Origin of the sequence: Kitasatospora misakiensis (assembly GCF_042656005.1) — a bacterium.
Classification (GTDB): domain Bacteria; phylum Actinomycetota; class Actinomycetes; order Streptomycetales; family Streptomycetaceae; genus Kitasatospora; species Kitasatospora misakiensis.
In genome coordinates this window covers 1-24,921 of sequence record NZ_JBHSOF010000011.1, presented here as the reverse complement: position 1 = coordinate 24,921, position 24,921 = coordinate 1, and the positions used below count along the sequence as shown (strand labels likewise).

Here is a 24,921-nt window from a genome sequence, read left to right as displayed (position 1 = left end):
GCGGAGGGCTTCGCACGGGTTCAGGGCCCGTGCGCCGAGGTTGGATGGCGGCCGGCCGTGACGTGCTCGGGGCGCACGTGGCCCGCCGCCATCCGATCCGCCCGACGCGGGCGATCCTTTCCGGCCACCCGGCCTGTTCGCCGAACCGCGGCTTCCGGTCGGCCGGTTCCCGCCCCTCGTTGGCCCGATTCCGACGAAAGCTGGCAGCCCCGCCCCTCGTCGCGTTCCGGCCCCTTCGGGAGACTCGGCCGCGTGAACGAACCGAACGACCCCACCGGACCGGCGCGTCCTGCCGGATCCGCGAGCCCCACCGGAGCCTCGGCCGCCACCGGAACCGCCGACGCGCTCCCCGCGCCCGCCCGCGCGCCCCGGGTGCACTACGCCTGGGTGGTGGCCGGCGTCTCCCTGCTGGTGCTGCTCGGCTCAGCCGGATTCCGCTCCGCGCCCAGCCTGATGATGGACGCGCTGCACACCGAGTTCGGCTGGTCGATGGGCACGATATCCAGCGCCACCTCGGTCAACCTCACCCTCTACGGCCTCACCGCGCCGTTCGCCGCGGCGCTGATGGACCGGTTCGGCGTCCGCCTGGTGGTGGTCTGCGCGCTGCTGACCATCTCGGTCGGCGCCGGCCTCACCATGCTGATGCGTCAGCCCTGGCAACTGGTGCTGTGCTGGGGCGTGTTGGTGGGCCTCGGCAGCGGCTCGATGGCCGGGGCGTTCGCCACCACGATCACCGGACGCTGGTTCCGGGCCCGGCAGGGCCTGGTCACCGGCGTGCTGACGGCCGCCGGGGCGGCGGGCAACCTGGTCTTCCTGCCGCTCGGCGCCTGGCTGGTCGAGCAGCACGGCTGGCGCTCCGCGGTCGTGGTGGTCTCGCTGGCGGCCAGCGCGGTGGCCGTCCCGGTGCTGCTGCTGATGCGCGAACGGCCCGCCGACCTCGGCCTGTTCCCCTACGGCGCGACCGAGGCCCCGCCCGCCCCGGCGGCCGACGGGCGGGCGCTGGCCCGTTCGCTGCGGGTGCTCCGGGACGCCTCCCGCAGCCGGGCGTTCTGGCTGCTGGCCGGGTCCTTCGCGATCTGCGGGGCGACCACCGCCGGGCTGGTCGGCACCCACTTCATCCCGGCCGCCCACGACCACGGCCTGCCGGTCACCACGGCGGCGAGCCTGCTCGCGCTGATCGGCGTGTTCGACGTGATCGGCACCGTCGCGAGCGGCTGGTTCACCGACCGCTTCGACGCCGGGCGGCTGCTGGTCGTCTACTACGGGTTGCGCGGGATCTCGCTGCTGGTGCTGCCGGAACTGTTCGCGGGCTCGCTGGAGCCGCCGATCCTGGCGTTCGTGATCTTCTACGGGCTCGACTGGGTGGCCACCGTGCCGCCGACCGTCGCGCTCTGCCGCCGGCACTTCGGGGAGGACGCGCCGATCGTCTTCGGCTGGGTGCTGGCCTGCCACCAGATCGGGGCCGCCGCGGTGGCCGGTCTGGCCGGCTTCGCCCGGGACGCGCTCGGCGACTACGACCTCGCCTGGTACGTGGCGGGCGCGCTCTGCGCCGTCGCGGTGCTGCTCTGCCTCGCGCTGCGGGCGACGGTGCGGCCGGAGCGCGCGGTTCCGGCGGTGGCGTGAGGCGGTCCACGCCCTGTGGTGAGGGGAAAAGGGCGAGGGGAGAAGGGGGCGGAGGATTGTCGTAAGGGGTGACTAGGCTCCGGGCCCATGGCACTGATCTTCACCCTCGACCCCGCACTCGACCCCGGCCTGCGCGCCGAGATCACCAGCCTGTGGACGGCCGCCAGCAACGCCGGCGGCGCCATCGGCTTCGTCCGGCAGGTGACCGAGGAGGAGGTCCGGGCGGCCGGGGAGAAGCAGCTCGCCGGACTCGCCCCGGCCGGACCGGACCGGCTGCTGATCGCCCGGGAGGCCGGGACCGGCCGACTGGCCGCGCTGCTGCTCTTCGAATCGATGCGGTTCGGGCCGATGGACCACTGGCGGCTGCTCTCCAAGGTCATGGTCCACCCCGACCTCCAGGGGCGCGGCCACGGCGCGGCGCTGCTGGCCGAGGCCGAGCGGATCGCCCGGGAGTGGGGCCTGGACGGGCTGAAGCTCCAGGTGCGGGGCGGGCTCGGCCTGGAGTCCTTCTATCTCCGCAGCGGCTACGTCGAGGTCGGCCGGGTGCCCGGCACCATCCGGGTCACGCCGGGCGACGACCGCGACGACGTGATCATGTGGCGCGACCTGCGCTGATCACGCCGGTGCGGGGGCGGTACCCGGCGGGACCCGTTCCCCGCCGGGGCCGTCAGGCATGCTTCACTGGAGGCCCGGCCCGGTCCCAGCGCAGTGAAGGATGTGTCCCCCCGGTGAGCAGCAAGGTGAGCAAGAAGTCGCACGCCACACTCCGCTACACCTCGATGCGGGTCTCCGTGTTCCTCGGCTGCCTGCTGGTCGCGCTGATCCTCGGACACTTCCAGGTGATTCCGGTCTCCGGGGAGGCCGGGGTGATCTTCCTCTTCCTGCTGGCCGCCGTCGCCTCGGCGCCGCTCAGCTATGTGCTGCTCAGCCGGCAGCGTGACGAGATGTCGGCCGAGATCTCCGGCCGGGTGGACGGCATCCGGACCCGGACGGCCTCCCGCTTCGCCGAGCAGGCCGCCGAGGAGGACGCCGTGGACGACGCCGTCCGAGCCGCGGCCGCCAAGCCCGCCGCCGGCCCCACCGCCGCGGCCCCGCAGAACTGACCCGCGCCACCGTGCCGGAGGACGCCGCCGTGCCGGAGGATGCCGCGTCGGAGCGTGCTGTGCCGCAGGGCCGCCGTGAGCCGGTCGCCGGGACCTGGCCGGCCCCGGTCCGCCGCCCCACCGGCCGGGACGTCGCCCGTCTCGCCGGGGTCTCCCAGGCCACCGTCTCGCTGGTGTTCTCCGGCTCCGAGGCCGGCCGCCGGGTCTCCGACGCCACCCGCGAACGGGTCCGCGAGGCCGCCCGGAGCCTCGGCTACCGGCCGCAGGCCGCCGGCCGTCAACTGCGGCTGGGCCGCAGCGGGATGATCCTGCTCGCGGTGCCGAACATCCTCGGCCCGTTCTTCGGCCGGGTCCTGGAGGGCGTCCACGAGGAGGCCGGCAAGCACGGTCTGGCCGTCGTGGTCAGCTCCGGCTGGGGGAGTGCGACGCTCGCCGAGGCCGCCACCACCAGCCGCTTCGACGGCCTGCTGATCTGCTCCCCGGACGACAGCCAGCTCGGCGAGCTGCCCGCCGACACCCCGGTCGTCTTCCTGGACGCCGACCCGGGCACCGACCGGGCCCGTCCGACCGTCGAGTTGGACGTGGCCGGCGGCATGCGCGCCGCCGTCGAGCACCTCGCGTCCCTCGGCCACCGCCGGATCGCCCGGCTCCGCTCCACCCACGCCGCGTACACCTTCCGGGTCCGGCAGGCCGCCTTCGAGGAGACGGTCCGGGCGCTCGGCCTGGACGTGGTCGAACTCGGGGTCAGCCTGAACGAGGGCCAGTCGGCCGCGCGTGAGGTCGCCCACCGGCTGCTGGAGCACCCGGACCCGCCGTACGCGGTGGTCTGCGACGACGACGTGGTCGCCTCCGGTGTCTACCAGGCCGCCGCCGAACGCGGGTTGCGGGTGCCCGCCGACCTCTCGGTGGTCGGCATCGACAACGTCCCGGTGGCCGCGCTGCTCACCCCGCCGCTCACCACGGTCGACCTGCCCGGCGAGGAGCTGGGCCGGGCCGGGGTGGCGGCGCTCGCCGGACTGCTCCGGGGCGAGGCGGTCGCACCGGTGCCGCCGCTCGCCACCGCGTTGGTGCTGCGCTCCTCCACCGCCCCCGTCCCCCGGGGGCGCTGACCCGCCGGCGAACGGCTGCGCGTACGACGAAGTGGCTGCGCCCGTCAGCCAGACCACCCGGTCCGACAGGCGCAGCCACGTAGAGGGGACGCGGCGGGTGTCAGCCCACCGGCATCGGCACCGCCTCGGCGGGCAGCGGGTCCGCGTCGGCCGGTGCGTCGTCGGCCGGTGCGTCGACAGCCGGCGCGTCGGGGGCCGGGCGGAACCAGCGGCGGGCGCCGAACAGCAGCAGCGCGCCCAGGCCGATCCCGCCCGCCGCGCAGAGCGCCACCGAGCGCAGCGACCCCTCGGCGAGGTGGCCGGAGACCGCGTAGCCCAGCGAGTTGCCGGTCGCGAAGAGCGTGACCAGCCAGGCGAAGGCCTCGGTGACGGTGCCCGCCGGAGCCAGCTCGGCGACCAGTACGAAGGCCGCCGCCAGCAGCGGCGCCAGGGCGATCCCGGAGAGGAAGGCGAAGGCGGCCGTCGCGGCCGGTCCGGGGATCAGCAGCAGCGGCAGATAGCTGACGGCCATGCCGAGCGCCATCAGCCAGGTGCGGGTGGCCGTCGAGCTCCGCCACTGCACCGCGCCGTAGGCGAGCGCGCCGAGCAGGCCGCCGAGCGCGGCCAGGGCGAGCAGGGTGCCGGCGCCGCCGGGCAGACCGCCGCCCCGGTGGGCCTCGGCGTACGCGATGAACAGCACGTTCTGCGAGCCGACCGCCCAGCCGGCACCGGCCAGGCCGATCAGCAGCAGGACCAGGCCGGGGGAGCGGAGCGGTCCGAGCAGGCCGGCCGAGTGCGCGCGCGGCGGCGCCTGCCAGGACCGGGCCGGTGCGGTGGTGGCGACCACGAGCGCCCCGGCCAGGCCCAGGCCGGCCGCCACCCAGAGCGCGGTGACCGGTCCGGCCGTGCCCGCGATGGCGGCCACCGCGAGCGGGCCGGCGACGTAGAGGATCTGCTGGGAGGCGGAGTCGAAGGCGTAGGCGGTGTCGAGCTGCTCCTCCTCGACGACGTCCGGCCAGAGCGAGCGCAGGCAGGGTTCGAGCGGGGGCATCGCCAGTCCGGCGATCGCGGCGCCGATCGGGGCGGCGACCGCGGAGCCGGGTGCCAGCGCGAGCAGGGCGTATCCGCCGCCGGCGATCACCGCGGAGACGAGCAGCACGCGCGGCTGCCCGGTGCGGTCCACGATCCGGCCGAGCACCGGTCCGCCGACGGCCGCCGCGATCGCGTACGCGGCGGTGGCCAGCCCGATCCGGCTGTACGGCGTGCCGGCGTCGCGCAGCGCGAGGGCGATCACCAGGGCGGTCATACCGGCCGGGAGGCGGCCGAGCAGGGTGCCGAAGAGCAGACGGCCGACGTGCGGGGCGCGGAGCAGGGCGAGGTAGCCCATGGGCGGGATTCTCCGGTCAGGGCAGGGGGCGGGCGGGGGATGGACCCAAGTTATACGTATAACTGCTGACCGGTCAATCGGACCGTCGATCCGGCCCCCGGGTCCTCGATGGCCGGAACTCAAACAACTACTTTGAACATCTCAAACCTTTACTGCTAACGTGTCGGCCATGACCACCTCAGACGCACGTTCGGCGCACGGCCTGGGCTCGCAGCCCGGTGCCGCCCGCGGGCGTCTGTCCGGTGCTGTGGACGGTCCGCGCGGTTGTCGCGCCATGAGCTGTATTCAGGCGGCACGCCCCTGATCGGGGCCGGTTTCCTTCCCGTCCGGCCCGTGCGCCGTGCCGCCGTCCTCGCCCCCGCCTCACCGTCAGCAACGCCTCCCCCGGAGCCGCACCGTCATGTCCACAGCGCCCGAGGCGACTTCGTCGCCGTCCGTGCTCGCCCGAATCCGTAGGACCCCGTTCTGGGCCCAGATCGTCGCCGGCCTCGTGCTCGGCGTCGCCCTCGGGTACCTGGCCCGCGCGGCCGACATCTCCTGGCTGGCCACCACCCTGGAGACCATCGGCCGGATCTTCGTCCAGCTGCTGAAGCTCGCCGTCCCGCCGCTCGTCTTCACCGCGATCCTGGTCAGCGTCGCCAACCTGCGGAACGTCGCCAACGCCGCCCGGCTGGCCGTCCGCACCCTGCTCTGGTTCGCGATCACCTCGCTGATCGCCGTGGCCATCGGCCTCGGCCTCGGCCTGCTGACCAACCCGGGCGAGGGCACCAACCTCAAGACCGAGGGCCTCAAGGCGCCGAAGTCCACCGGCAGCTGGATCGACTTCCTGACCGGGATCTTCCCGACCAACATCGTCACCGCGTTCACCGAGGTCGAGGTCCTGCAGATCGTCTTCCTGGCGATCGTGGCCGGCGCCGCCGTCATCAAGCTCGGCGCGAAGGCCGAACCGGTCCTCAAGCTCAGCGAGTCGGTGCTGGAGCTGATCCAGACCGCCCTGTGGTGGGTCATCCGGCTCTCGCCGCTCGGCACCCTCGGCCTGATCGGCAAGTCCGTGGCCAAGTACGGCTGGGACCTGCTGGAGCCCTTCGCGACCCTGACCGTCGACGTCTACCTCGGCTGCGCGCTGGTGCTGTTCGGCGTCTACTCGCTGCTGCTGAAGTTCGCCGCCGGCCTCAACCCGGTCAACTTCTTCAAGGGCGCCTGGCCCGCCATCCAGCTGGCCTTCGTCTCCCGCTCCTCGGTCGGCACCCTGCCGGTCACCCGCCGGGTCACCGAGCGCCTCGGCGTCCCGGGCGAGTACGCCTCCTTCGCCGTCCCGTTCGGCGCCACCACCAAGATGGACGGTTGCGCCGCGATCTACCCGTCACTGGCCGCGATCTTCGTCGCCCAGGTGTACGGCATCGACCTCGGGATCAAGGACTACCTGCTGATCGCCTTCGTCTCGGTGATCGGCTCGGCCGCCACCGCCGGTCTGACCGGTGCGATCGTCATGCTGACGCTGACCCTCTCCACCCTGGGTCTGCCGCTGGAGGGCGTCGGCCTGCTGCTGGCCATCGACCCGATCCTCGACATGGTCCGCACCGCGACCAACGTCGCCGGCCAGGCCCTGGTGCCGATCGTGGTCGCGGCCCGGGAGAAGACCCTCGACCTGGTCGCGTACAACAACCCCGCCGGTGACCTCTACGACGCGGCCCCGGCCGCGGTCGCCGTCCCGGCCCAGTCCGGCGCCAAGGCCTCCGCGACGGCCTGACGCCCCGCAGGGCCCCGGACACGCGAACGGCCCCCTCCCCGTTGCGGGGATCGTTAGAACCCGCCGCAACGGGGAGGGGGCCGTTCGCGTGTTCGCCTGTTCGCGTGCCGTGTCGCGGCGGCGGTGGCCGGACAAGGCAGGGGGCCCACCGGACAGGCGGGCCCCCTTGGGTACTGCTGCTCCTGTGCTCACCGTGACGGCCGAAGGCCGTCGGCGGACCCGATGGGGTCCCGAGCGATCAGATCCTCATCGAGGATGGTTCAGACAAGGGTGACGTTCTCCGCCTGCGGGCCCTTCGGGCCCTGGGTGACGTCGAAGCTGACCGCCTGGTTCTCCTCCAGCGAGCGGAAACCGCTCGCGTTGATGGCGGAGTAGTGGACGAAGACGTCGGGGCCGCCGCCATCCTGGGCGATGAAGCCGAAGCCCTTCTCAGCGTTGAACCACTTGACGGTTCCCTGAGCCATGCCGTTCTCCTTGCGAGGGACGTGTCGGGGACCACACCGTGTGGCTCCCGGTCCGCTGCGCTGATCGCCCTGCCTCCGGACGGGTCCGGAGTTTTTCGATATTGCTGAAAAACTACAAAAAGCCTGCGGTTACATGCTCCGCAGGCTTCAAGTACTGCAAGGGGAATCAAACTGCAACTGAGGGCAACGCTAGCATGCGGCTGCGGTGACGACCAGGGGTGACTTGCGGGCCGGACGGCGCGTGTCGTAAGGCGGTTGTGGCGGTCCGCACGGTGCGTCGGGGAAGGGTGGTGCGGGGCTCCCGGACCAGCGGGCATACCCTGCGGGGAGGCACGAACAGCAAGGGAGCGGCGCAGTGGCACGACCGGACGCGGAGACGCGGGAGTCCCGGGAGAACACCCCGGTCCGGCCCCGCGTGGGGCATATTCAGTTCCTGAACTGCGTACCCCTCTACTGGGGCCTGGCGAGGACAGGCAATCTGCTCGATCTGGATCTCACCAAGGACACTCCGGAGAAGCTCAGCGATCAGCTGGTCGGCGGTTCGCTGGACATCGGTCCGATCACCTGCGTGGAGTACCTGCGGCACGCGGACGAACTGCTCGTGCTCCCGGACATCGCCGTGGGCAGCGACGGCCCGGTGATGTCCTGCGTGATCGTCAGCAAGGTGCCGCTCGCCGAGCTGGACGGCCGGCGGGTCGCGCTCGGCTCCACCAGCCGTACCTCCGTACGGCTCGCCCGGCTGCTGCTGGAGGAGCGCGAGGGGGTGCGGCCGGAGTACTTCAGCTGCCCGCCCGACCTGGAGGCGATGCTCGCCGACGCCGAAGCGGCCGTGCTGATCGGGGACCCGGCGCTGCGCGCCTACCTGGGTCAGGCCGCCGAGCACGGCCTGACCGTGCACGACCTGGGCGAGATGTGGAAGGAGTGGACCGGGCTGCCGTTCGTCTTCGCGGTCTGGGCCGCCCGCCGCGACTTCGTCGAGCGCAGCCCCGAGCTGACCGCGGCCGTCCACCGCGCCTTCCTGGAGTCCCGGGACCTCTCGCTGGTCGAGGCCCGCGAGGTGGCGGCGCACACGGCCCGCTGGGAGCCCTTCGACGCGACGGTGCTGGAACGGTACTTCAGCGAGGCACTGGACTTCTCGCTCGGCGAGCGGCAGCTGGCCGGGGTGGCCGAGTTCGCCCGGCGGGTCGCGCACGACAGCGGGTTCGCAGCCGATGTGACCGTCCGGCTGCTGGAGCCGGCGCCGGTGGTGGTCTGAGCAGCCCTGGGGGTGTCGCGGGGGTGGCCCGAGCGGCTCCCCGGGAGGCCGGGTGCTCGGGAGGAGGCGTGGTCGTGGCGCGTCACCACCCCGTCGCCCGATAGCGTCTGCACGCGAGAAGGCCCCGCCGGCGGGCCGGGCGGGTGACGGGAGCGTGCGGGGGATGCAGGCACTGGGATCGGACGACCCGCGCCAGGTGGGCGCGTACCGGCTGCTGCGGCGGCTCGGCGCGGGCGGGATGGGCCGGGTCTACCTCGGCCGGACGGCGGGCGGCCGCACCGTGGCGGTCAAGGTGGTCCGCGGCGAACTCGCCGAGGACACCGAGTTCCGGGCCCGGTTCCGGCAGGAGGTGGCCGCCGCCCGCCGGGTCGGCGGGGCCTGGACGGCCCCCGTCCTGGACGCCGACACCGAGGGCGCCCACCCCTGGGTGGCCACCGGCTACGTCGCCGGCCCCGCGCTGGCCGGCGCCGTCCGCGAGTACGGACCGCTGAGCGAACCCGCCGTGCGCACGCTGGGCGCGGGCCTGGCCGAGGCGTTGGAGCACGTGCACGGGCTCGGCCTGGTGCACCGCGACGTCAAACCCTCCAACGTACTGCTCACCCTGGACGGCCCGCGGCTGATCGACTTCGGCATCGCCCGCGCCCTCGACGCGGCCACCGGGCTCACCCAGTCCGGGTTCGTGGTCGGCTCGCCCGGCTTCATGTCGCCCGAGCAGGCCAATGGTCGGCCGGCCGGCCCGCCCGGTGACGTCTTCTCGCTCGGTGCGGTGCTCGCGTACGCGGCCACCGGCGTTCACCCGTTCGGGGAGGGGGTGAGCGCGGCTGTCCTGCTCTACCGGGTGGTGCACGAGGAGCCTGACCTCACCGGGCTGGCCCCGGGGCCGTTGCGCTCGATCGTGCTCGACTGCCTGGCCAAGGACCCGGCGGCCCGGCCGACGCCGCGCGGGCTGCGGGAACGACTGGACCCGGACGGCTCGGCCGTCCGGCGGCTGGGGCAGGGCGGCTGGCTGCCGCCGGCGCTGGCGGCGGCGGTGGGACGCAGTGCGGTGCAACTGCTGGACCTGGAGGGGGAGGACGCCTCCGGAGACGGGCCGGTAGGTGCCGGGGGTGCGGGGGAGGCGGAGCGGACGCCCACCTTCGTGCCGGGGTTCGGTCCGCCGCCGGTCGACGCGAACGGGGGCACGGGCGGCGTTCCGGGCGGGCCCGGGACGGCGTCCGGGGCGGCGCCGGTGGCTGCGGACGGTTCGCGGCGGCGGGGCGTGGCCGCGCTGGCGGTGGGCGCGGTGGTGCTGGCACTCGCCGGTGGCGGGTACGGCGCGTACCGGGTCTGGGGGACGGACGAGCCGGGGCCCGGGCCCACGACGACGGCGAGCGGTGGGGTCATCCAGCCGCCGCCGTCCCCGTCGGAGTCACCGTCGGCGTCGGCGTCGACGGCCCCGACGGCGACGGGCACGGCCACGGGGACGGCCACGCCGACGGGGAAGGGGACGGCCGCGGGGCCGAACGCCGTGCCCGAGGCCTTCCTCGGTACCTGGCGCGGGGACATGACCACCCAGAAGGGCGTGCCGGCCGGCACCACCACCCTGGTCGTCGGCCGCGCCGCGATCGGGCAGGACGCCATCACCAGCCGCAACGAGCTGACCGGACTGCTCTCGATCACCTGCGAGGGCGCCTGGACGCTCACCTCGGCCGAGCCGGAGAAGCTGGTCTTCACCTCCCGGCTGGTCCGCTCCTCGCTGCCCGGCGCGTGCACCGGCGGCTCCTACGCCGAGACGCTCACCCTGCAGAAGGACGGCACCGTCCGCTTCACCTCCGCCGACCCCAGCGCCGGGAACCCGTCCGGGACCATGCGGCGGACGGGCTGACGCGGGGGCCCGAGGGCGCTGGCGTAGGCTGATCCGGATGCGACCCGGTGCCGCGGCACGCCGCAGCACACGAGGTGCCCGCAGCACCCGAAGCACCCGAGAGAGAGAAGGCCGTCAGGTGTCCGAGCTCGCAGCGACCACCCTCGATGCGCCCAGCACCGACCTGCAGGCCGTCCTCGACCGGGCCGCCGGCGGCGGCCGGATCAGCCCGGAGGAGGCGCTGGAGCTCTACCGCTCGGCGCCGCTCCACGCGCTCGGCTCGGCGGCCGACGCCGTGCGCCGCCGCCGCTACGCCGGCACCGAGCACATCGCGACGTACATCATCGAGCGCAACATCAACTACACCAACGTCTGCGTGACGGCGTGCAAGTTCTGCGCCTTCTACGTGCCGCCGAAGAGCGACAAGGGCTGGTCCCGCGACCTTGAGGAGATCCTGCGCCGCTGCGCGGAGACCGTCGAGCTGGGCGGCACCCAGATCATGTTCCAGGGCGGTCACCACCCGGACTACGGCGTCGAGTACTACGAGCGCGCCTTCTCGGCGATCAAGGCGGAGTTCCCGCAGCTGGTGATCCACTCGCTGGGCGCCTCCGAGGTCGACCACATGGCGCGGATCTCGGGCGTCTCGATCGAAGAGGCGATCAGCCGGATCCACAAGGCGGGCCTGGACTCCTTCGCCGGCGCCGGCGCCGAGCTGCTGCCGGAGCGCCCGCGCAAGGCGATCGCGCCGCTCAAGGAGTCCGGCGAGCGCTGGCTGGAGATCATGGAGGCCGCCCACAACCTGGGCGTGGAGTCCACCTCCACCATGCTGATGGGGACCGGCGAGACCAACGCCGAGCGGATCGAGCACCTGCGGATGATCCGCGACGTGCAGGACCGCACCGGCGGCTTCCGCGCCTTCATCCCCTACACCTACCAGCCGCAGAACAACCACCTGAAGGGGTCCACCCAGGCGACCGTCTTCGAGTACCTGCGGATGATCTCCATCGCCCGCCTGTTCCTCGACAACGTCGCCCACATCCAGGGCTCCTGGCTGACCACCGGCAAGGAGGCCGGCCAGCTGTCGCTGCACTACGGCGCGGACGACCTCGGCTCCGTCATGCTGGAGGAGAACGTGGTCTCGGCGGCCGGTGCCAAGCACCGCTCCAACCTCACCGAGCTGATCCACCTGATCCGGGCCGCCGACCGCGTCCCCGCGCAGCGCTCGACCACGTACCAGCACCTGCGGGTGCTGGACGACCCGGCCAACGACCCGGTCGACCCGCGGGTCGCCTCGCACATCGCCTCCACCGCGATCGAGGGCGGCACCGCGCACCCCGAGCTGAAGATCCTCGACAACCGCTGATCACCGCTGACCACCGCTGAGGCTCCCGCACCGCCGTGCTGACCCTGCACCGGGCCGCCCTCGTGCTGCCCGACCCGGCCGACCCCACCGCCCCGTCCCACGCCGACGGGGCGGTGCTGGTGCGCGGTGAGCTGATCGAGGCGGTCGGCCCGTACGCGGAGCTGGCGGCGGCTCACCCGGCGGCCCGGGTCCGGGACTGGGGCGACGCGCTGCTCACCCCGGGCCTGCGCAATCCGGACGGGCACCGGCTGCTGGAGCGGGCGTACCACCCGGACCCGCGCGAGGGGGTCGGGGAGGAGCCGGTGCCGGACGGCCTGGTGGGGGAGGCGGACGGGACGCGGTGCGGGGCGAGCGCGCGGCGCGGGCTGCAGCGCATGCTCGGGTTCGGGGTGACGGCGGTGGCGGGGCCGTTCGAGCGCGTCTCGGTGCGGACGGCGGTGGCCCGTTCGGGACTGACCGCGCTGCCGGGGCCGGCGTCGGGGCCGGTGGACGCGGGGGCCGTGGGGGTGCTGGATCCGCTGGCGGTGCTGCCGCTCGCGGCCGCCGTGCACGGCCGGCTGGCCGTCGGGGGCCGGGCGGACTTCGCGGTGTTCGCCCCCGGGGCGGACGGGCCGCTGGCCGGTGGCTGCCGGGCCACGGTGCTGGGCGGCCGGCTGGTGTTCCGGCGGCGCTGAGCGCCGTCCGCGGATGCGGCCCCGCCCGATCCGCTCCGGGTCGTCCGGATTGCCCCCGTAGGCCCTTCCGCCGCCTACTCGTCGGTAGTCGCACGACTTTTCCCACAGTGCCCCGTACTCCCGTGCGACGTACGGGACTTGCTTCGTGTGCAGTCGAACTGTCCGGCCACCTCGGCGGCCTGATTCTCCCTTCGCCGTGACCTGAGGGCCCGCCAGCGGATAGCATCCGGCTCAGCTCACGCCGTACCCTCACCACACCCCGCCCGTGCCCACGGGTGGCGGGGCCCCGTCCCGGGCCCCGAACGCACGCCAGGACAGGAACCATGCGATCCGCGATCGTCCCCCCGCCGAGCTCCCCGCGGTTGGGCCGTGGCTGGTACGTCACCGCCGTGCTCAGCGCCGTGCTGGCCGTCGGGATGTGCCTGCTGGGGTGGCGTCAGGCCGAGCAGGCCGACCGGATCGGAGCGCACCCGGTGCGGGTCGAGGGCGTCGTGACCCAGCTCCCGACCGGCGGCGGCTCCTACAGCACCGTCAGCTACCAGGCCCTCAGCCAGCACCACACCGCCACCGCGCTGCCGCTGGCCGAGGGCGCCAAGGTCGGGGACGCCGTCTGCCTGGAGCACGCGGCCGACGACCCGGGCGCGGTGCGGATCTGCGGCGACACCTACCCGCAGCCGGTGGGCGTCGGACTGGCCCGGTTCAGCGTGCCGGTGGCGGTGCTGCTGTTCGCCGTCTGCATGCTGCGGATCCGTCGGCACCGGCGGGCGGTGGCCGTGCGGAGCGGTGAGAACCGGTTCGCCACCACGGTCGCCATGGCGACCGGCGCGCTGGCCGACGGGATGCCGGCCATAACGCAGGGCAAGCGCTCGCGCCGTCGCCGCCGCGCGGGCGGACGACGCGCCCTGCACTGAGCCTCCGGCCTCGACGGCAGCCCCCGCCGGGGGCGCGCGACTCTTCCTGCGCGCCTCCAGCCGATCGACGCGCCCCGCGTACGCGCCCTGCGCGCACTCCGAGAACGGGGCGGCGGCGGGCCCGGCGCGTTCCCGAGGCGTCCGGAAGGCGCCCCCTTGGCCGGATCGTCGGAGCCAGGGTGAACAATGGGGGCGTGACCCGAGCCTCTCTGGACAAGCAGCCGCACGAAGTCGCCGCCATGTTCGACGACGTCGCGGCGAACTACGACCGCACCAACGACGTGCTCTCGCTCGGCCAGGCCCGCGCCTGGCGCCGCGCGGTGGCCGAGGCGGTGGACGCCGGGCCCGGGGACCTCGTGCTCGACCTCGGGGCCGGCACCGGCACCTCCTCGCTCCCCTTCGCGGAGGCGGGCGCCAAGGTCGTCCCGTGCGACTTCTCGGTGGGCATGCTCGCCGAGGGCAAGCGCCGCAACCCCGAGCTGGCCCTGACCGCCGGGGACGCCACCCGCCTGCCGTTCGCCGACGACACCTTCGACTCGGTGACCATCTCCTTCGCGCTGCGCAACGTGCAGGACACCGGGGCGGCGCTGAGCGAGCTGTTCCGGGTCACCAAGCCCGGCGGCAAGCTGGTCATCTGCGAGTTCTCCACGCCGACCTGGACGCCCTTCCGGACGGTCTACACCGAGTACCTGATGCGCGCGCTGCCCCCGGTCGCCACCGCCGTCAGCAGCAACCCGGACGCCTACGTCTACCTCGCCGAGTCCATCCGCGAGTGGCCCGACCAGCCCGCGCTGGCCGCCCGGCTCCAGGAGGCCGGCTGGTCCAAGGTGGCCTGGCGGAACCTGACCGGCGGGATCGTCGCCCTGCACCGGGCCTACAAGGTCTGACCGGCCGCCCGTCCGCAGCTCATAGACTCGTCCAAGCCCAGCCGGGCCGCCCCCGCCGCCCGGCCGACCCCCCAGCAGGAGTGTGCCCACCGTGTCCGAGACCGTCGTTGACCTGAGCGCAGGCGTGGTGGAGAGCACCGCGGACGTCATCGTGGTCGGCGCGGGCCCGGCCGGGTCCACCACCGCCTACTACCTCGCGCAGGCCGGTCTGGACGTGCTGCTGCTGGAGAAGACCAGCTTCCCCCGGGAGAAGGTCTGCGGCGACGGCCTGACCCCGCGGGCCACCAAGCAGCTGGTGGACATGGGCATCGACGTGTCGACCGAGAACGGCTGGCTGCACAACAAGGGGCTGCGGATCATCGGCGGCGGGGTCCGGCTGGAGCTGGACTGGCCCGAGCTGTCCGCCTTCCCCGACTACGGCCTGGTCCGCAAGCGCGCCGACTTCGACGAGCTGCTCGCCCGTCAGGCGGAGAAGGCCGGCGCCCGGCTCTACGAGCGCTGCAACGTCAGCGGCCCGGTGCTGGACGAGCGGACCGGCCGGATCGTCGGCGTCACCGCCAAGCTCGGTGACGAGAAGCGGCCCGTGACCTTCCGTGCCCCGCTGGTCGTGGCCGCCGACGGCAACTCCACCCGGCTCTCGCTCGCCATGGGCCTGCACCGCCGGGAGGACCGCCCGATGGGCGTCGCCTACCGCACCTACTTCACCTCGCCGCGGCACGACGACGACTACCTGGAGTCCTGGCTGGAGCTGTGGGACACCCGGGGCGCGGAGCGCAAGCTGCTGCCCGGCTACGGCTGGGTCTTCGGCATGGGCGACGGCACCTCCAACGTCGGTCTCGGCATCCTCAACTCCTCGCCCGCCTTCGGCGAGCTGGACTGGCGCGAGGTGCTCAAGGCCTGGTGCGCCAGCATGCCCGAGGAGTGGGGCTACACGCCCGAGAACATGACCGACCCGATCCGGGGCGCCGCTCTGCCGATGGCCTTCAACCGGCAGCCGCACTACACCCGCGGCCTGCTGCTGGTCGGCGACGCGGGCGGCATGGTCAACCCGTTCAACGGCGAGGGCATCGCCTACGCGATGGAATCCGGTCAGATCGCCGCCGGGGTGATCGTCCAGGCCAACGCGCGGGTGACCGAGGCCGGCCGGGAGCGTGCGCTCCAGGCCTACCCGCGCATCCTCAAGGACGTCTACGGCGGCTACTACACGCTCGGCCGCGCCTTCGTGAAGCTCATCGGCAACCCGAAGGTCATGCAGCTCGCCACCCAGCGCGGACTGACCCACCCGCTCCTGATGAAGTTCGTCCTCAAGCTCCTCGCCAACCTCACCGACCCGCAGGGCGGCGACGCCATGGACCGCATCATCAACGGCCTGGCCAAGGCCGCGCCCAACGCCTGACGCCCACCGCCACCCGGCTCCCGGCTCCCGGCTCCCGGCTCCCGTGCGGACCTCCGCACGGGAGCCGCCGCGCGTCCTAGCGGGTGGAGATCTTCACGTTGCGGATGTTCACGGGCAGGGTCGGGAAACCGTCGCCGGGGTTGTTCTGGTCGTCCTCGCCACCGGCGGCGATCTTCTGCAGGACGTCCAGGCCGGCGGTGACCCGGCCGAACGGGGTGTAGGCGGGGGAGAGCTTGGTGTCCTTCCAGACGAAGAAGAACTGGCTGCCATTGGTGTCGGGACCGGCATTGGCCATCGCGACGGTGCCGGCGGGGTAGATGGCGCCCTCCAGGTTCTCGTCCGGGAACGAGTAGCCGGGGCCGCCGCTGCCGGTGCCGGTGGGGTCGCCGCACTGCAGCACGAAGATCCGCTGGGTGGTGAGCCGGTGGCAGTGGCTGCGGTCGAAGTAGTCGCGCTCGGCGAGGAACCGGAACGAGAAGGTCGTGCAGGGCGCCTTGTCGGTGAGGGCCTGGAAGGTGATCGACCCCTGGGAGGTCTTCAGGGTCGCGCTGTAGGGTCTGGCGGCCTTCCGCGCGTCGAAGACCGGGATGCCCTTGAAGTTGTCGGCGGGAACGGCCGGGCTGTAGGTGCAGGTGGTACCGGTCGCGCCCGCCCCGGCCCCGGTCGAAGGGGTGTCCGCGACGGCGGTGCCGGTGCTCACCACGAGCGGCAGAACGGTGGCGGCGGCGAACAACGCCCAGTGCTTCCGCGTCACTTGACTGGCCTTCCGGTCGATGGGGGACGGCTGCATTGTCATGGCGACATCATCCACGGCGGGGTGGAGATCCGGTAGGGGTCGAGAAACCCGTTGATCGGGAACGGCGGGGTGCGCGAGGATGGCGGGCCCTGCCCGACTCCGGGATCCGTCCGACGACGTGCGCGACTCTCGTGTGCCGCCTCCGCTCGCTTCGAGAGGTCCTGCCCATGCGCGCTCCGTCCTCAGCCCTGCTGCGTGATCTGCCGGTCCTGCTGGTGGCCGTGGTGTGGGGATCGAGCTTCCTGGCGGTGCAGCGGGTGGCCGAGCCGGGCACGGTGGTGGCGATGCTGGTGCTGCGGTTCGGCCTGGTGCTGCCCGTGCTCGGCCTGTTCGCCTGGCGGGCGCTGCGGCGGCTGCGCCGCGCGGAGTGGCTGGGCGGGGCCGCGCTGGGGCTGGTGCTCGGTGCGATCTTCCTGCTGGAGACGTTCGGCGCGGTGCACACCTCGGCGACCAACGCGGGCCTGATCATCAGCCTCACGATCGTGTTCACCCCGCTCGCGGAGAGCGCGCTCGCCCGCACGGCGCTGCCGCGCCCCTTCCTGGCGGCGGCCGCTCTGGCGGTGCTGGGGATCGCGCTGCTGACCGGTGACGGCGGGCTGCGGGCCCCCGCGGTGGGCGACCTGCTGATCCTCGGCGCCGCCGGCGTGCGGACGGTCAACGTGCTGGCCACCGCCCGCGTCCGGGCGATCCGGGAGAGCGACACGCTGGCCGTCACCTGGGTCCAACTCGCGACCGCGGCCCTGGTGTTCGCCGTCGTCGCGCCGTTCGTGGGCCCGATGCCGTGGACGGTCGCGGCCGCCTACGGGCCGGCCCAGTGGGGCTGGCTGCTCCACCTGGCGCTGCTCTGCACGCTGTTCGCCTTCTTCGTGCAGATGTGGGCCGTCCGCACCACCTCGCCCTCCCGCGTCAGCCTGCTCCTGGGCACCGAACCGCTCTGGGCGGCGGTGTTCGGCGTCACCCTGGCCGGCGACCACCTCGGGCCGCTCGCCCTGCTGGGCGGCGCCCTCGTCCTGGTCGGCACCGAGTGGGGCCGCCGGAGCGCCTCGGCACCGCACCGGGAGACGGCGCCGGCGGAGCGGGAGTCGGCGGGGCGGGCATCGACGGAGCAGGAGTCGGTCCCGGTCCGACCGTCGGTCCCGGTCTGACCGGGCAGCCGCCGGAGGTGCCGCGGCCTGCGGTTCGTGCGCTTGTGAACGAAGGGTCAAGCGGGCGTTCGCGGAGCCGCCACCCCTGAGAGTGAGCCGCTATAACACGTCAACATGACGCCCGGAAATTTGCGTTCCGGAAGGCATAGTTGATATAGGAGTGCGGCTCTGACCAGCCGCTTCGCAGATAAATGCGACTGCTTATGACCATTTGACTTCTTTGTGTTGACAACTCTCGCCATGTTCACCTTCGTCACCATTCGCGAGGTGGCGTAGATCACAAAGATCGTCCTGAACTGCGTGTCGCAGATCACAAGCCGACAGGCATAGGATGCGCTCGTTCCAGGCTTTGTGAACTGCCTCACATGAGGTGGATCCCGGGAACTGGAGCGCCGGGTTCACCGCAGTGTGACCCGACGGTTCCGATCTGCAGTCAAGGACGACTGGACGGAGGGAGCGGGGGCTATGAATGCCTACGCGCCGATCCTCGTACTCGGTGCCATCGCGGCGGCGTTCGCGGTCGGCTCCGTCGTGATGGCCTCACTGACCGGGCCCAAGCGCTACAACCGGGCCAAGTTGGAGGCGTACGAGTGCGGCATCGAGCCGACCCCGCAGCCCGTGGGCGGCGGTCGGTTCCCGATCAAGTACTACCTGACGGCGATGCTCTTCATCGTCTTCGACATCGAGATCGTCTTTCTCTATCCGTGGGCGGTGAGTTTCGACGCCCTGGGGATCTTCGGGCTGGTCGAGATGCTCCTGTTCATCGCCACCGTCTTCGTCGCGTACGCCTACGTCTGGCGTCGCGGCGGCCTGGAGTGGGACTGAGCCGGGGGAGGGGCCGGCGGAGAGGCCGGGAATCGGGCGGCCGCCGGACCTTGTGAACGAGCGGACAAGCCCGAACGGGCGGACGAACCACAGGACTTGAGGGCATTGAGAGGGATCTGATGGGAATCGAGGAGAAGCTGCCGAGCGGCTTTCTGCTCACGACCGTGGAGACGGCCGCCGGTTGGGTGCGCAAGGCGTCGCTCTTCCCGGCCACCTTCGGGCTGGCCTGCTGCGCGATCGAGATGATGACCACCGGCGCGGGCCGCTACGACCTGGCCCGGTTCGGCATGGAGGTGTTCCGGGGCTCGCCCCGGCAGGCCGATCTGATGATCGTGGCGGGCCGGGTGAGCCAGAAGATGGCCCCGGTGCTGCGCCAGGTCTACGACCAGATGGCCAACCCCAAGTGGGTCATCTCGATGGGCGTCTGCGCCTCCTCGGGCGGGATGTTCAACAACTACGCGATCGTGCAGGGCGTCGACCACATCGTCCCGGTGGACATCTACCTGCCCGGTTGTCCGCCCCGTCCGGAGATGCTGATGGACGCGATCCTGAAGCTGCACGACAAGATCCAGCACGAGCCGCTCGGCGTGAACAAGCGCCGCGCCGAGGAGTTGGGCGAGGCGCTCGCGCTGCAGGCCACCCCGGTGAGCGAGATGCGGGGGCTGCTGCGATGAACGACCAGGTACCCGAGACCAGCCGCGAGCAGCCGTTCCGCGAGATCCCGGTCGAGGTGGTCGGCCGCCGGCAGGGCATGTTCGGCGCCCAGGGCAGCGGAGACACCTCCGGCTTCGGCGGGCTGGTCGCCCCGATCGTCCTGCCGGGAGCCACCGAGCGCCCGTACGGCGGCTGGTTCGACGAGGTCGCCGACGAGTTGGAGGGCGCCCTGGAGGAACAGGGCCTCGACCCGGCCGAGGTGATCGAGAAGACCGTCGTCGACCGCGCCGAGCTCACCTTCCAGATCGCCCGCGAGCACCTGCTCCGCACCGTCCGCACCCTGCGCGACGACCCGGCGCTCCGGTTCGAGCTCTGCCTCGGGGTGACCGGGGTGCACTACCCGGGCGACGCCGGCCGCGAACTGCACGCGGTCTACCAGCTGCGCTCGATCACCCACGGCCGGCTGATCCGGCTGGAGGTCACCGCGCCGGACGCCGACCCGCGCGTCCCGTCCGTGGTGAGCGTCTACCCCACCAACGACTGGCACGAGCGCGAGGCCTACGACTTCTTCGGCCTGGTCTTCGAGGGGCACCCGGCCCTCACCCGGATCATGATGCCGGACGACTGGCTCGGGCACCCGCAGCGCAAGGACTACCCGCTCGGCGGCATCCCCGTCGAGTACAAGGGCGCCCAGATCCCGGCACCCGACCAGCGGAGGTCGTACAGCTGATGAGCACCCAGCACTTCGAAGAGGCCCGGCAGGCCGAGCCCCGGGACACCACCGAGGGCCGGGTCTTCACGGTCACCGGCGGCGACTGGGGCGAGGTGGTCGAGGCCGTCGGCCGGGCCGACGACGAGCGCATCATCGTCAACATGGGCCCCCAGCACCCGTCCACCCACGGTGTGTTGCGGTTGATCCTGGAGATCGACGGAGAGACGGTGACGCAGGCCCGCTGCGGCATCGGCTACCTCCACACCGGCATCGAGAAGAACATGGAGTTCCGCAACTGGGTCCAGGGCACCACCTTCGTGACCCGGATGGACTACCTGACCCCGATGTTCAACGAGACCGCCTACTGCCTGGCGGTCGAGAAGCTGCTCGGCGTCACCGGTGACATCCCCGAGCGGGCGAGCGTCATCCGGGTGCTGATGATGGAGCTCAACCGGATCTCCTCCCACCTGGTCTGCATGGCCACCGGCGGCATGGAGCTCGGCGCCACCACGCTGATGGTCTACGGCTTCCGCGACCGCGAGCTGATCCTGGACGTCTTCGAGCTGGTCACCGGCCTGCGGATGAACCACGCGTACATCCGCCCCGGCGGGGTCGCCCAGGACCTCCCGCCCGGCGCGGTCGACCAGATCCGCGAGACCGTGAAGACCCTCCGCTCCCGGGTGCACGAGTACGAGAAACTCGCCGCCGGCAACCCGGTGTTCAAGGCCCGGCTCTGCGACGTCGGCTTCCTCGACCTGCCCGGCTGCCTCGCCCTCGGCGCCACCGGCCCGATCCTGCGCGCCACCGGCCTGCCGCACGACCTGCGCAAGACCGATCCGTACTGCGGCTACGAGAACTACGACTTCGAGGTCGCGATCGCCGACAGCGCCGACTCCTACGGCCGCTTCGTGATCCGCCTGGAGGAGATCCGGCAGTCGCTGCGGATCGTCGAGCAGTGCCTGGACCGGCTGCGCCCCGGCCCGGTCATGGTGGGCGACAAGAAGATCGCCTGGCCGGCCCAACTCGCCGTCGGCCCGGACGGGATGGGCAACTCGCTCGACCACATCCGGAAGATCATGGGCACCTCGATGGAGGCCCTGATCCACCACTTCAAGCTGGTCACCGAGGGCTTCCGGGTCCCGGCCGGCCAGGCCTACGCGGCGGTCGAGTCGTCCAAGGGCGAGCTGGGCGTGCACGTGGTCAGCGACGGCGGCACCCGCCCGTACCGGGTCCACTTCCGGGACCCGTCGTTCACCAATCTGCAGTCGATGGCGGCGATGTGCGAGGGCGGCCAGGTGGCCGACGTCATCGTCGCGGTGGCCGGGATCGACCCGGTGATGGGAGGCGTGGACCGGTGACAGACGTCCAACTGGGGATGCCGGCGCTGCCGGCCAAGCCGTACCCCGAGGAGGTGCGCGCCCGGCTGGCCGCCGACGCCGCCGAGCTGATCGGCCGCTACCCGGTGGCCCGGTCCGCGCTGCTGCCGCTGCTGCACCTGGTGCAGGCCGAGGAGGGCTTCGTCAGCACGACCGGCATCCGGTTCTGCGCCGAGCAGCTGGACCTCACCACCGCCGAGGTCACCGCCGTCGCCACCTTCTACACCATGTACCGGCGCCGGCCCGCCGGCGAGTACCACGTCGGGGTCTGCACCAACACCCTGTGCGCGGTGCTCGGCGGCGACCAGATCTTCGCCGAGCTCCAGGAGCACCTCGGGATCGCGAACAACGAGACCACCGAGGACGGCCGGATCTCCATCGAGCACATCGAGTGCAACGCCGCGTGCGACTACGCGCCCGTGGTGATGGTCAACTGGGAGTTCTTCGACAACCAGACGCCGGAGAGCGCCAAGCGGCTGGTCGACGACCTGCGCGCCGGCCGGGAGGCCACGCCCACCCGCGGCGCCCGGCTCTGCTCCTTCAAGGAGTCCGCCCGGATCCTGGCCGGCTTCCCCGACGAGCGCCCCGGCGCCGTCGACGAGTCCGGCGCGGGCGGCGCCGCCTCGCTGGCCGGCCTGCGGCTGGCCCGCGGCGAGGCGCTGCCCGGCACCGGCGGCACCCGGGTCGTCTCCCCCCGCCACGAGGACGCCCTCCGCGAGGGCGGTTCCGCCGAGGGCACCGGCCAGGAAGGGACCGAAGCGTGATGACCTCCGCCGAGCCGGCCGAGAAGCTGCTCACCCCCGTACTGTCGGCGTTCTGGGACGACAACCGCCCCTGGACGCTCGCCACCTACCGCCGCCACGCCGGCTACGAGGGGCTGAAGGCCGCCCTCGCGATGCCCCCGGACGACGTGATCGCCCTGGTCAAGGACTCCGGCCTGCGCGGCCGCGGCGGCGCCGGGTTCCCCACCGGCATGAAGTGGCAGTTCATCCCGCAGAACGACGGCAAGCCGCACTACCTGGTGGTCAACGCGGACGAGTCCGAGCCGGGCACCTGCAAGGACATCCCGCTGCTGTTCGCCAACCCGCACTCGCTGATCGAGGGCATGATCATCGCGTCCTACGCGATCCGCTGCGACCACGCCTTCATCTACCTGCGCGGCGAGGTCGTCCCGGTGCTGCGCCGGCTCCAGGCCGCCGTCGCCGAGGCCTACGCGGCCGGGCTGCTCGGCCGGAACATCCTCGGCTCCGGCCTCGACCTGGACATCACCGTCCACGCCGGCGCCGGCGCGTACATCTGCGGCGAGGAGACGGCGCTGCTGGACTCGCTGGAGGGGCGCCGCGGCCAGCCCAGGCTGCGCCCGCCGTTCCCGGCCATCGCCGGCCTCTACGCCTGCCCGACCGTGGTCAACAACGTCGAGTCGATCGCCTCGGTGCCGCCGATCCTGGCCCGCGGCAAGGACTGGTTCAAGGGCCTGGGCACCGAGAAGTCCCCCGGCTTCACGCTCTACTCGCTCTCCGGGCACGTCACCAACCCCGGCCAGTACGAGGCCCCGCTCGGCATCACGCTGCGGCAGCTGCTCGACGTCACCGGCGGCGTCCGGGCCGGCCACCGGCTCAAGTTCTGGACCCCGGGCGGCTCCTCCACCCCGATGTTCACCGACGAGCACCTCGACGTCCCGCTCGACTACGAGGGCGTCGGCGCGGCCGGCTCGATGCTCGGCACCAAGGCCCTGCAGATCTTCGACGAGACGACCTGCGTGGTCCGCGCGGTGACCCGCTGGACCGAGTTCTACGCCCACGAGTCCTGCGGCAAGTGCACGCCCTGCCGCGAGGGCACCTACTGGCTGGTCCAGCTGCTCAAGCGGATCGAGGCCGGCCAGGGCGTCGAGGGCGACCTGGAGAAGCTCCTCGACATCGCCGACAACATCAACGGCAAGTCCTTCTGCGCCCTGGGCGACGGCGCGGCCAGCCCGATCGTCTCCTCGCTCCAGCACTTCCGGGCCGAGTACGAGCAGCACCTCGTCGAGCGTCGCTGCCCCTTCGACCCGGCCGCCTCCACCGTCTGGGCCGACGGCCCCCGCCCCGGCCACCAGTCCGCCACCGAAAGGGAGGTGCACGCGTGACGATCACAGAGCCATCCACCTCCACGGGCGACAAGGCCGCGGTCGAGCTGGTCACGCTCACCATCGACGGCGTCGAAGTGCAGGTCCCCAAGGGGACGCTGGTGATCCGGGCCGCCGAGCAGATCGGCACCCAGATCCCGCGCTTCTGCGACCACCCGCTGCTCGATCCGGCCGGCGCCTGCCGGCAGTGCATCGTCGAGATCGAGGGCCAGCGCAAGCCGGTCGCCTCCTGCACGATCCCGGTCGCCGAGGGCATGGTGGTCCGCACCCAGCTCAGCTCGCCGGTCGCCGAGAAGGCCCAGCGCGGCGTGATGGAGCTGCTGCTGATCAACCACCCGCTGGACTGCCCGGTCTGCGACAAGGGCGGCGAGTGCCCGCTGCAGAACCAGGCGATGTCCACCGGCGACGCGGACTCCCGCTTCGAGGGGATGAAGCGCACCTACGAGAAGCCGGTGCCGATCAGCAGCCAGGTGCTGCTGGACCGCGAGCGCTGCGTGCTCTGCGCCCGCTGCACCCGGTTCTCCCAGCAGATCGCCGGGGACCCGTTCATCGACCTGGTCGAGCGCGGCGCCCTCCAGCAGGTCGGCACCGGCGAGGGCGACGACTTCGAGTCGTACTTCTCCGGCAACACCATCCAGATCTGCCCGGTCGGCGCCCTCACCTCGGCGGCTTATCGTTTCCGCTCCCGCCCGTTCGACCTGGTCTCCTCGCCCAGCGTCTGCGAGCACTGCTCCGCCGGCTGCGCCCAGCGCACCGACCACCGGCGCGGCAAGGTGCTGCGCCGACTGGCCGGCGAGGACCCGGCGGTCAACGAGGAGTGGAACTGCGACAAGGGCCGGTTCGCCTTCCGCTACGCCCAGCAGCGCGACCGGATCACCACCCCGCTGGTCCGGCGGGACGGCGAACTCGTCGCCGCCTCCTGGCCGGAGGCGCTGGCCCGGGCCGCCGAGGGGCTGCGCGGGACCCGCGCCGGAGTGCTCACCGGAGGCCGGGTCACCGTCGAGGACGCCTACGCCTACGCCAAGTTCGCCCGGGTGGTGCTCGGCACCAACGACGTGGACTTCCGGTCCCGCCCGCACAGCGGCGAGGAGGCGGACTTCCTGGCCGCCGCCGTCGCCGGCCGGGGCGTCGACATCGGCGGCGACGCGCTCGACTACGCGGGGCTGGAGGCCGCCCCGGCGGTCCTGCTGGTGGCCCTCGAACCCGAGGAGGAGTCGCCGATCGTCTTCCTGCGGCTGCGCAAGGCCAACCGGGGCCACGGCCTCACGGTCTTCTCGATCGCCCCGCACGCCTCCCGGGGCCTGGCCAAGCTGGGCGGCTCGCTGCTGCCGGCCGCCCCCGGCACCGAGGCCGAGTGGCTGGCCGCGCTCGCCGCCGACGAGCCGCTCAACGACGACGCCGGCCGCGACGCCGAACTGCTCCGCGCCCCGGGCGCGGTGATCCTGGTCGGCGAGCGGGCGGCCGCCGCCCCCGGCGCGCTCACCGCCGCGCTGCGGCTGGCGCACGCCACCGGCGCCCGGCTCGCCTGGATCCCCCGCCGGGCC

22 protein-coding genes and 1 pseudogene are annotated in these 24,921 nt (G+C 72.8%); 20 read left to right on the top strand and 3 right to left on the bottom strand.

The annotated features are described in order from the left end of the window. The first annotated feature begins 252 nt into the window (after positions 1–252). From ACFP3U_RS11460 to ACFP3U_RS11445, 4 genes are all read left to right on the top strand, one after another. Positions 253–1,623, top strand: a complete 1,371-nt coding sequence (locus ACFP3U_RS11460; protein ID WP_380225262.1) for an MFS transporter — start codon at positions 253–255, stop codon at positions 1,621–1,623. Between the two features lie 87 nt (positions 1,624–1,710). Continuing rightward, a complete protein-coding gene (locus ACFP3U_RS11455) occupies positions 1,711–2,238 on the top strand; it encodes a GNAT family N-acetyltransferase (protein ID WP_380225261.1) in 528 nt (175 codons plus the stop codon). 113 nt (positions 2,239–2,351) lie between these two features. Next, positions 2,352–2,726, top strand: a complete 375-nt coding sequence (locus ACFP3U_RS11450) for a DUF4229 domain-containing protein (RefSeq protein ID WP_380225260.1) — start codon at positions 2,352–2,354, stop codon at positions 2,724–2,726. A gap of 29 nt (positions 2,727–2,755) precedes the next feature. Beyond that, entirely contained in the window at positions 2,756–3,835 is a 1,080-nt protein-coding gene (locus ACFP3U_RS11445; RefSeq protein ID WP_380225259.1) for a LacI family DNA-binding transcriptional regulator, read from the top strand. A gap of 100 nt (positions 3,836–3,935) precedes the next feature. On the opposite strand, the gene ACFP3U_RS11440 is transcribed toward ACFP3U_RS11445, so the two are convergent. After that, positions 3,936–5,201 carry an MFS transporter gene (locus ACFP3U_RS11440; protein WP_380225258.1) on the bottom strand — a complete coding sequence of 422 codons (1,266 nt, stop codon included), beginning with the start codon at positions 5,199–5,201 and terminating at the stop codon, positions 3,936–3,938. Between the two features lie 400 nt (positions 5,202–5,601). On the opposite strand from ACFP3U_RS11440, the gene ACFP3U_RS11435 reads away from it, so the two are divergent. Beyond that, entirely contained in the window at positions 5,602–6,951 is a 1,350-nt protein-coding gene (locus tag ACFP3U_RS11435; protein WP_380225257.1) for a dicarboxylate/amino acid:cation symporter, read from the top strand. Between the two features lie 260 nt (positions 6,952–7,211). On the opposite strand, the gene ACFP3U_RS11430 is transcribed toward ACFP3U_RS11435, so the two are convergent. Beyond that, on the bottom strand, positions 7,212–7,415 hold the full coding sequence (locus ACFP3U_RS11430) for a cold-shock protein (RefSeq protein ID WP_030393541.1): 204 nt from the start codon (positions 7,413–7,415) through the stop codon (positions 7,212–7,214). 355 nt (positions 7,416–7,770) lie between these two features. On the opposite strand from ACFP3U_RS11430, the gene ACFP3U_RS11425 reads away from it, so the two are divergent. The 7 genes from ACFP3U_RS11425 to ACFP3U_RS11395 all read left to right on the top strand — a co-directional run bounded on the left by ACFP3U_RS11425 (position 7,771) and on the right by ACFP3U_RS11395 (position 15,744). Then, complete coding sequence (locus ACFP3U_RS11425) at positions 7,771–8,670, top strand: menaquinone biosynthetic enzyme MqnA/MqnD family protein (protein WP_380225256.1); 900 nt, start codon at positions 7,771–7,773, stop codon at positions 8,668–8,670. A gap of 163 nt (positions 8,671–8,833) precedes the next feature. Continuing rightward, positions 8,834–10,534 (top strand): serine/threonine-protein kinase, encoded by a 1,701-nt coding sequence (locus ACFP3U_RS11420; protein ID WP_380225255.1) that lies wholly within the window; start codon positions 8,834–8,836, stop codon positions 10,532–10,534. Between the two features lie 118 nt (positions 10,535–10,652). Continuing rightward, on the top strand, positions 10,653–11,876 hold the full coding sequence (gene mqnC / locus ACFP3U_RS11415; RefSeq protein ID WP_380225254.1) for a cyclic dehypoxanthinyl futalosine synthase: 1,224 nt from the start codon (positions 10,653–10,655) through the stop codon (positions 11,874–11,876). Positions 11,877–11,911: 35 nt separating this feature from the next. After that, positions 11,912–12,550: an imidazolonepropionase-like domain-containing protein gene (locus ACFP3U_RS11410; RefSeq protein WP_380225253.1), complete on the top strand. Its 639-nt coding sequence runs from the start codon at positions 11,912–11,914 to the stop codon at positions 12,548–12,550. Positions 12,551–12,873: 323 nt separating this feature from the next. Then, complete coding sequence (locus ACFP3U_RS11405; RefSeq protein WP_380225251.1) at positions 12,874–13,461, top strand: hypothetical protein; 588 nt, start codon at positions 12,874–12,876, stop codon at positions 13,459–13,461. A 194-nt stretch (positions 13,462–13,655) separates the two neighbouring features. Further along, positions 13,656–14,348, top strand: a complete 693-nt coding sequence (locus tag ACFP3U_RS11400; RefSeq protein ID WP_380225249.1) for a demethylmenaquinone methyltransferase — start codon at positions 13,656–13,658, stop codon at positions 14,346–14,348. 112 nt (positions 14,349–14,460) lie between these two features. After that, positions 14,461–15,744: a geranylgeranyl reductase family protein gene (locus ACFP3U_RS11395; RefSeq protein WP_380225382.1), complete on the top strand. Its 1,284-nt coding sequence runs from the start codon at positions 14,461–14,463 to the stop codon at positions 15,742–15,744. Positions 15,745–15,820: 76 nt separating this feature from the next. Here ACFP3U_RS11395 and ACFP3U_RS11390 read toward each other — a convergent pair whose 3' ends face one another. Beyond that, positions 15,821–16,540: a peptidylprolyl isomerase gene (locus tag ACFP3U_RS11390; protein WP_380225248.1), complete on the bottom strand. Its 720-nt coding sequence runs from the start codon at positions 16,538–16,540 to the stop codon at positions 15,821–15,823. A gap of 167 nt (positions 16,541–16,707) precedes the next feature. On the opposite strand from ACFP3U_RS11390, the gene ACFP3U_RS11385 reads away from it, so the two are divergent. The 8 genes and pseudogenes from ACFP3U_RS11385 to ACFP3U_RS11350 all read left to right on the top strand — a co-directional run. After that, entirely contained in the window at positions 16,708–17,685 is a 978-nt protein-coding gene (locus ACFP3U_RS11385) for a DMT family transporter (RefSeq protein WP_380225247.1), read from the top strand. 465 nt (positions 17,686–18,150) lie between these two features. Next, on the top strand, positions 18,151–18,510 hold the full coding sequence (locus tag ACFP3U_RS11380) for an NADH-quinone oxidoreductase subunit A (RefSeq protein ID WP_014137597.1): 360 nt from the start codon (positions 18,151–18,153) through the stop codon (positions 18,508–18,510). A gap of 119 nt (positions 18,511–18,629) precedes the next feature. Next, on the top strand, positions 18,630–19,184 hold the full coding sequence (locus ACFP3U_RS11375) for a NuoB/complex I 20 kDa subunit family protein (protein ID WP_030300882.1): 555 nt from the start codon (positions 18,630–18,632) through the stop codon (positions 19,182–19,184). Then, positions 19,124–19,894: pseudogene (locus ACFP3U_RS11370) on the top strand (NADH-quinone oxidoreductase subunit C); the annotation flags it as partial. The gene ACFP3U_RS11375 and the pseudogene ACFP3U_RS11370, both read left to right, overlap by 61 nt. After that, the gene (locus ACFP3U_RS11365; RefSeq protein WP_380225246.1) at positions 19,894–21,234 is read left to right on the top strand and encodes an NADH-quinone oxidoreductase subunit D; all 1,341 of its coding nucleotides are present in this window, start codon (positions 19,894–19,896) and stop codon (positions 21,232–21,234) included. The pseudogene ACFP3U_RS11370 and the gene ACFP3U_RS11365, both read left to right, overlap by 1 nt. Further along, on the top strand, positions 21,231–22,016 hold the full coding sequence (nuoE, locus tag ACFP3U_RS11360; RefSeq protein WP_380225245.1) for an NADH-quinone oxidoreductase subunit NuoE: 786 nt from the start codon (positions 21,231–21,233) through the stop codon (positions 22,014–22,016). The genes ACFP3U_RS11365 and nuoE overlap by 4 nt, the downstream gene beginning before the upstream one ends. Then, on the top strand, positions 22,016–23,377 hold the full coding sequence (nuoF, locus tag ACFP3U_RS11355; RefSeq protein ID WP_380225244.1) for an NADH-quinone oxidoreductase subunit NuoF: 1,362 nt from the start codon (positions 22,016–22,018) through the stop codon (positions 23,375–23,377). The genes nuoE and nuoF overlap by 1 nt, the downstream gene beginning before the upstream one ends. Beyond that, the coding region (locus tag ACFP3U_RS11350; RefSeq protein ID WP_380225243.1) for an NADH-quinone oxidoreductase subunit G at positions 23,374–24,921 on the top strand (1,548 nt) is incomplete at its 3' end. The genes nuoF and ACFP3U_RS11350, both read left to right, overlap by 4 nt.

Coding starts and splice junctions, on each gene's coding strand:
- nuoF (WP_380225244.1), top strand. CDS start 22,016: ATGACCTCCGCCGAGCCGGCCGAGAAGCTGCTCACCCCCGTACTGTCG.
- ACFP3U_RS11375 (WP_030300882.1), top strand. CDS start 18,630: ATGGGAATCGAGGAGAAGCTGCCGAGCGGCTTTCTGCTCACGACCGTG.
- ACFP3U_RS11390 (WP_380225248.1), bottom strand. CDS start 16,540: ATGACAATGCAGCCGTCCCCCATCGACCGGAAGGCCAGTCAAGTGACG.
- ACFP3U_RS11385 (WP_380225247.1), top strand. CDS start 16,708: ATGCGCGCTCCGTCCTCAGCCCTGCTGCGTGATCTGCCGGTCCTGCTG.
- ACFP3U_RS11435 (WP_380225257.1), top strand. CDS start 5,602: ATGTCCACAGCGCCCGAGGCGACTTCGTCGCCGTCCGTGCTCGCCCGA.
- ACFP3U_RS11405 (WP_380225251.1), top strand. CDS start 12,874: ATGCGATCCGCGATCGTCCCCCCGCCGAGCTCCCCGCGGTTGGGCCGT.
- ACFP3U_RS11420 (WP_380225255.1), top strand. CDS start 8,834: ATGCAGGCACTGGGATCGGACGACCCGCGCCAGGTGGGCGCGTACCGG.
- ACFP3U_RS11380 (WP_014137597.1), top strand. CDS start 18,151: ATGAATGCCTACGCGCCGATCCTCGTACTCGGTGCCATCGCGGCGGCG.
- ACFP3U_RS11440 (WP_380225258.1), bottom strand. CDS start 5,201: ATGGGCTACCTCGCCCTGCTCCGCGCCCCGCACGTCGGCCGTCTGCTC.
- ACFP3U_RS11455 (WP_380225261.1), top strand. CDS start 1,711: ATGGCACTGATCTTCACCCTCGACCCCGCACTCGACCCCGGCCTGCGC.
- ACFP3U_RS11365 (WP_380225246.1), top strand. CDS start 19,894: ATGAGCACCCAGCACTTCGAAGAGGCCCGGCAGGCCGAGCCCCGGGAC.
- ACFP3U_RS11430 (WP_030393541.1), bottom strand. CDS start 7,415: ATGGCTCAGGGAACCGTCAAGTGGTTCAACGCTGAGAAGGGCTTCGGC.